Raw genomic sequence first — 6,715 nt, 5'->3', positions numbered from 1 at the left:
GAAAACCGACAAGGAAGAGGGAAGAAGGCGGGCAGAGGGACCCCCCCCCCTCAGAAAAAAGGGGGGGGTCACCACGCGCGGGGGGGCTCCCCCCCCCCCCCCCGGTGCGTCACCGAGAGCAATGTTGCATGATCATGCGAAGTGATGCATAGTCTTGCCATGTCCAAAGTCCTCACCTCCCTCCCCACCGGCGAGCGCGTCGGCATCGCCTTCTCCGGCGGACTCGACACCTCCGTCGCCGTCGCCTGGATGCGCGACAAGGGCGCCGTCCCCTGCACGTACACCGCCGACATCGGCCAGTACGACGAGCCCGACATCGCGTCCGTGCCCGGCCGCGCCTCCGCGTACGGCGCCGAGATCACCCGGCTCGTCGACTGCCGTGCCGCGCTGGTCGAGGAAGGGCTGGCGGCGCTCGCCTGCGGCGCGTTCCACATCAAGTCGGGCGGGCGCCCGTACTTCAACACCACGCCGCTGGGGCGGGCCGTGACCGGCACGCTGCTGGTACGGGCGATGCTTGAGGACGGGGTGCAGATCTGGGGCGACGGCTCCACGTTCAAGGGCAACGACATCGAGCGGTTCTACCGGTACGGGCTGCTCGCCAACCCGCACCTGCGGATCTACAAGCCCTGGCTGGACGCGGACTTCGTCACGGAGCTCGGCGGCCGCAAGGAGATGTCCGAGTGGCTGCTCGCGCACGGGCTGCCGTACCGGGACTCGACGGAGAAGGCCTACTCCACGGACGCCAACATCTGGGGCGCCACGCACGAGGCCAAGACCCTGGAGCACCTCGACACCGGCGTCGAGACGGTCGACCCGATCATGGGCGTGCGGTTCTGGGACCCGTCGGTGGAGATCGCCACGGAGGACGTGACGGTCGGCTTCGACCAGGGCCGCCCGGTCACCATCAACGGCAAGGAGTTCGCCTCCCCGGTCGACCTCGTCATGGAGGCCAACGCGATCGGCGGCCGCCACGGTCTCGGCATGTCCGACCAGATCGAGAACCGGATCATCGAGGCCAAGAGCCGCGGCATCTACGAGGCGCCCGGCATGGCGCTGCTGCACATCGCCTACGAGCGCCTGGTCAACGCGATCCACAACGAGGACACCCTGGCCGCGTACCACAACGAGGGCCGGCGGCTCGGCCGGCTGATGTACGAGGGCCGTTGGCTGGACCCGCAGGCGCTGATGATCCGCGAGTCGCTGCAGCGCTGGGTCGGCGCGGCCGTCACCGGCGAGGTGACGCTGCGGCTGCGGCGCGGCGAGGACTACTCGGTCCTCGACACCACGGGCCCGGCGTTCAGCTACCACCCCGACAAGCTCTCCATGGAGCGCACCGAGGACTCGGCGTTCGGCCCGGTGGACCGGATCGGCCAGCTCACCATGCGGAACCTGGACATCGCCGACTCCCGTGCGCGGCTTGAGCAGTACGCGGGCCTGGGCCTGGTCGGCACCGGCCACCCGACGCCGATCGGCGCCGCACAGGCCGCCTCGACCGGCCTGATCGGCGCGATGGACCAGGGCGGCGCCCAGGCGATCGCCTCGCGCGGTGAGGCCACGGACGAGGAGACGATGCTGGACCGTGCGGCGATGGAGTCCGGCACGGACTGATCCCGGCCCCGGCCGTACGCATCCGGGCAGCGGGCCCCGGCGGAGTCCGTTCCGCCGGGGCCCGCTGCCGTACGGCCGTGCTCGCGACAGCGGGCCGGGCGGGCGGGCTCCTCATGCCATGTTCCGGCTGGACGGACGCGGCTTCGACGTCACCGGTGGTTCACCCGCCGCTGATGAGGTGATCGTCGTCGGTGCTCCCCGCCGACCGGATCAAGGAGATTTCCATGCCCAGACAGCGCCTGTCCCGCAGTCACCTGACAGCCACCGGTGCGGTCCTCGTCGCCACCGCCACCGCCGCCGTCGCCCTCACGGCGACGGCCGGTGCGTACGGCACGAAGGAGCACGCGAAGGACGCCATCAAGGGCGGCAAGGCGAAGAACGTCATCCTGCTCATCGGTGACGGCATGGGCGACTCGGAGATCACCCTGGCCCGCGACTACACCGTGGGCGCGGCGGGCCGCCTGAACATGGACAAGTTCCCGCTGACCGGCGCGTACACGACCTACGCCGTGCACGCGGACGGCACACCGGACTACGTCACCGACTCCGCGGCCAGCGGCACCGGCTGGGCGACCGGCGTGAAGACCGTCAACGGGCGGATCTCCAAGACGCCGGGCACCGACAAGGCCGTGCCGACCATTTTGGAACTGGCGCAGAAGGGCGGCTACGCGACCGGCTCGGTGACCACCGCCGAGCTGACCGACGCCACCCCGGCCGTCCTCGCCTCGCACGCCACGGACCGCTCCTGCCAGGGCCCCGCCGACATGGCCAAGTGCCCCACCGACACCATCGCCAAGGGCGGACCCGGCTCCATCGCCGAGCAGAGCGTCAACCACAAGGTCGATGTGCTCCTCGGCGGCGGCAAGCAGCGCTTCGACCAGAAGGTGACCGCCGGCAAGTACAAGGGCCTGACCGTCACCGAGCAGGCGCGGAAGCTGGGTTACCAGGTCGTCACCGACAACGCCTCCCTGAAGTCGGTCAAGGGCGGCAAGCCGGTGCTCGGGCTCTTCGCGCCCGGCAACGTTCCCACCGAGTGGACCGGCAAGACCGCCGCGGTCGGCGGGACCGCCCCGCAGCGCTGCGTGACGTCCAACCCGAACCGGCCCTCCGGCACCCCGAACCTCGCCGACCAGACCACCAGGGCCATCCAGCTCCTGGAGGCCAAGCAGAAGCGCCAGCACAGCAAGAAGGGCTTCTTCCTCCAGGTCGAGGGCGCGTCGATCGACAAGCAGGACCACGCGGCCGACCCGTGCGGCCAGATCGGCGAGACCGCGGCGTTCGACCGCGCGGTGAAGACGGCCCGCGCGTACGCCGCCAAGCACCCCGACACCCTCGTCGTCACCACCGCCGACCACGGCCACAGCAGCCAGATCGTGCCCCTGGAGGCCCAGCCGCCCGGTCTGTCCTCCACCCTGGTCACCGACGAGGGCCAGCAGATCAAGGTGAACTACTCGACCAACCCGCCCGGCGAGTCGCAGGAGCACACCGGTACCGAGGTCCGGATCGCGGCTCAGGGCCCGCAGGCCTACCGCGTCCTGGGCGTCACCGACCAGACCGAGCTGTTCGCCACGATCCGCGAGGCGCTCCGGGTGCGCTGACCACTCGGGAGAACGTTCCCGGCCCCGTCGGCACGAGCAGCATGCCGACGGGGCCGGCACGTGTACCGGCTCAGGCCCTCGCAGGTGCGGCCGTGGCGCGGCACCCGCTCACAGCAGGGCCGAACGACTTCGGCACCCGGCGCTGAGCCGGTGTCCTGACCAGCTCTTCTCTATCTTTCAGCACTGTCAGGGCCTTCCCTGCTTGCACAGCGAAAGTCCCTGGAATCTCCCCGGGACGGACGTGAAGTTCCCTGAAAAGTCCCTGGGGCGACCGCGCCTCAGCGCGCCTTGGAGGCGCACCGAACCGCTTCGTGGGCCTGCCCGTATCCGGCTTCGGTGACGGGGCAGGCCCGCCGTGCCTTCTCCGAGTCGTCGACAGCGCTGAACCCCGAGAAGCCTCGCATGTCTGCCGGCGAGGAGCATCGGAGTCCGGAGAAACGGCGCGCCGCGACGGCTCGGCCCTGACCCGGATCGGTCCCCCGGCCGTGCGCGTCACCGACGCCGGGATCCGGCTTCGCCACCGTCCTCGCCGCCGCCCGGGACCAGCTCGTCCTCGCCACCGGCGTCGTTTACGGCACCGGCATCGTTCTCCTCGGGCAGGTGCTGAATGCGGCGGGCCGGCGGCCGCAGGGTGTGGCGGGCAGCCGCGACAGGTCCAAAGGCCTCCAGCCCTGCGCACCGCTTGAACAGGAGCGGGTTGGTCACCCCCGCGAGCGGCTCGCACAGGGCGGCATCGGGCGGAGCGCCGGCTCTCCGGCCGGGCTGACGATCCGGCGTCTGCCGAGCGAAGTGCTGCCGGACGGCAGCGCTCGGCTCTCGTCGAAGCGGAGCCCGTGCTGGTGAACCGCCTGCCGCCCGCCCGCGCGCGGGGCCTGCGGCCGGCTCGCCGGAAAGCAGTTGCGCCGAACCTCTTGTCGGCTCGATCCGAGCTCCCTAATCTGAACCTTCAAATCTCCGGCAAGTACGTGCAGCAAGCTCTGTTAGGGCAAATTTTTGAACGATCAAATCTGTCAGACATCCGAAGCCGCGGCCCCCGGTCCGGCTCCCGCCCGCGGTCCGATGGTGGGCTACCTCGACTACGCCAGGGTCGGCCCGCTCTCCCGCCCGGCCGCCGCCGCGCTCGCCGACGCGACCAGGCTCGCCACTCGCGTCGACCCCGCCGACCTCGACCGGCTGTTCGCCCTCGGCAACGCCGCCCTGACCTCGGCGGCCCGGCTGCTCGACGCCCGTCCGCACGAAATCGCCCTCGCCCCGTCCACCAGCAACGGCCTGTTCACCGTGGCCGCCGCGCTCCATGGCCCCGGCACCGTCCTGGTGCCCCGTGGCGAGTTCCCCGCCAACCTCTACCCCTGGCTCCGCTTCGCCGGCCGCGGCGGCCCCGCCGTCCGTCTCGTCGACCCGGCCGGGCAACGGCACATCACCCCCGACCTCCTGCGCCGCCATCTCACTCCCGATGTCACCGCCCTCACCGTCAGCGCCGTCGACTCGCTCACCGGCCACCTGGCACCGCTCGCCGCCCTCAAGGAGGTCCTCGGGCCCGGCCGACTGCTGATCGTCGACGCCATCCAGGGCCTGGGCGCTGTCGCACTCGAAGCGGATGCCGCCGACATCCTCGTCAGCGGCGGCCAGAAGTGGCTACGGGCCGGCTGGGGAGCCGCACTGCTACTGATCCGCGACCGGTGCGCAGAGCGCCTGGCTCCCGGGCTCGGTGGCTGGGCCGGTGTCGCGGAGCCCTTCGCGCCGCGGCATCCGGCGCCGCCGCTGCCCGGGGCCGCCGCCCACCTCGCCACCAACCCGGACTTCCCGGCCGCCGCGGCCATCGGCGCGGCGATCGACGACCTGGTCGGCCAGGGCGGACCGGCCGTCGTCGGCGGTCGCATCCGCGCCGTCCTCGACGAACTGCTCGACCGTGCACGCCAGGCCGGTGCCGAGGTCCTGCTGGACGGGCTCGGGCCCCAGGAGCGCGGCGGTATCGGCGCTTTCCGGCTGCCCGGTCATGATCCCGCCTCCGTCCACCGTGCCCTCGAAGCGGGCGGAGTCATCACCACCCGCCGCGACGAGTGGATCCGGCTGTCTCCCCACGCTTCGACCCCCGACGCCGCGGCGGACCTGCTCACCGAGGCGCTGCACGCCTTCACCCGCCCCACGTCCCACTCCATGTCCCACTCCCAGGAGCCCACATGTCCCACCAACTGAGCCGCCGCCGTCTGCTTCAGCTCGCCACCGCCTCCGTCGCCGGACTCGGTCTCACCGCCTGCGGCGACAACGGATCGGGCAGCGCCGGAGGCGACGGCGACAGCGGCAGGATCACCGTCTGGAGCTGGACCACCGCGGCCGAGGGCCTGCGCAGCGTCGTCCCCTCCTTCGAGCGGGACAACCCCGGCATCGAGGTCGATGTCCAGGACGTCGGCAACCCGGCCATCTGGGACAAGATCACCGTCGGCCTCGCCTCGGGCGGCAAGGGTCTCGCGGACGTCCTGCACATCGGCGTCGACTACCTGCCCGGTTACCTGGACAAGTTCCCCGACGGCATCGCCGACCTGTCCAGGCTCGGCGCCGACAAGTACAAGGACGTCTTCGCCAAGGGTCTGTGGCCGACCGTCATAGGCAAGGACAAGGCCGCCCACGCCCTCCCGTGGGAGGTCAACCCGCTCGGTCTCTTCTATCGGCACGACCACTTCGAGAAGGCCGGTATCGACCCCGCCGACATCAGCGACTGGAACGACATGACCGCCGCAGGGTCGAAGATCCTCGACGCCACCGGCGTCCGGCTGCTCGGGCTCGACAAGACCGGCGCCACCCAGGACATGGACTTCTTCCAGAACCTGATGCAACTCCAGGACGTCTTCTACTTCGACCAGGACGGGAAGATCACGCTCGCCTCCCCGGCCGCCGTCAAGGCCCTCACCATCATCAAGCGGCTCAACGACGCCGGCCTGATCGCCGACACCGCGGGCCAGGGCACCGAGAAGCGCCTGCTCGGCCAGGGGAAGCTCGCCACCTACGCGGAGGCGGCCTGGGCCGTGGAGTATCTGGCCTCCACGTTCCCCGAGCAGAAGGGGAAGTGGCGCTCCATGCAGCCGCCCGCCGCCGTTCCCGGGGGCAAGCGCAACGCCATCGTCAACTCCACCTACCTGACGGTCTCCGGCTCCAGCACGCGCCGCAAGGCCGCCTGGCAGTTCATCGAGTACGCGCTCACCAAGCCCGCCCGGATCAACCGGATGTTCGCCTCCGGCGGCGTCTTCCCCGCCCTCAAGGCGGCGTACGACGACCCGAAGTTCAGCGCGCCGCACCCCTTCTACGGCGGCCAGAAGGTGCTGAAGCCCTTCGTCGAATCGCTCTCCGCCGACGCCCGGGCCACCAACTTCACCGGCGACTACGCCCGCGCCCTCAAGTTCGCCAGCGACGCCCAGAGCCAGGTGCTGATCAAGGGCGCCGACCCGGCCGACGCCCTCAAGAAGGCCGCCGAGCAGCTTGCCCAGCAGACCGGTCGGCAGCAGGCGGTCTGA

The 6,715-nt window shown here is 71.1% G+C and carries 5 protein-coding genes; 4 read left to right on the top strand and 1 reads right to left on the bottom strand.

The annotated features are described in order from the left end of the window. Nucleotides 1-159: 159 nt before the first annotated feature. Together argG and ACFV8T_RS12300 are read left to right on the top strand one after the other, a co-directional pair. Entirely contained in the window at nucleotides 160-1,608 is a 1,449-nt protein-coding gene (argG, locus tag ACFV8T_RS12305) for an argininosuccinate synthase (RefSeq protein ID WP_385326796.1), read from the top strand. 224 nt (nucleotides 1,609-1,832) lie between these two features. Continuing rightward, complete coding sequence (locus ACFV8T_RS12300; RefSeq protein ID WP_385326794.1) at nucleotides 1,833-3,206, top strand: alkaline phosphatase; 1,374 nt, start codon at nucleotides 1,833-1,835, stop codon at nucleotides 3,204-3,206. Between the two features lie 492 nt (nucleotides 3,207-3,698). Here the strand turns inward: ACFV8T_RS12300 and ACFV8T_RS12295 are convergent, their stop codons facing one another. Continuing rightward, nucleotides 3,699-3,911, bottom strand: a complete 213-nt coding sequence (locus tag ACFV8T_RS12295; protein ID WP_385326792.1) for a hypothetical protein — start codon at nucleotides 3,909-3,911, stop codon at nucleotides 3,699-3,701. A 354-nt stretch (nucleotides 3,912-4,265) separates the two neighbouring features. Here ACFV8T_RS12295 and ACFV8T_RS12290 point away from each other — a divergent pair, with 354 nt between their 5' ends. Beyond that, nucleotides 4,266-5,402: an aminotransferase class V-fold PLP-dependent enzyme gene (locus tag ACFV8T_RS12290; RefSeq protein WP_385326790.1), complete on the top strand. Its 1,137-nt coding sequence runs from the start codon at nucleotides 4,266-4,268 to the stop codon at nucleotides 5,400-5,402. After that, nucleotides 5,387-6,715 (top strand): extracellular solute-binding protein, encoded by a 1,329-nt coding sequence (locus tag ACFV8T_RS12285; RefSeq protein WP_385326789.1) that lies wholly within the window; start codon nucleotides 5,387-5,389, stop codon nucleotides 6,713-6,715. Before ACFV8T_RS12290 ends, ACFV8T_RS12285 begins: the two co-directional genes overlap by 16 nt.

The organism is Streptomyces sp. NPDC059832 (genome assembly GCF_042731715.1).
Lineage (GTDB): Bacteria > Actinomycetota > Actinomycetes > Streptomycetales > Streptomycetaceae > Streptomyces.
Note: the sequence above shows the minus strand (reverse complement) of the source record. Positions and strands in the feature narration are given on the sequence as shown.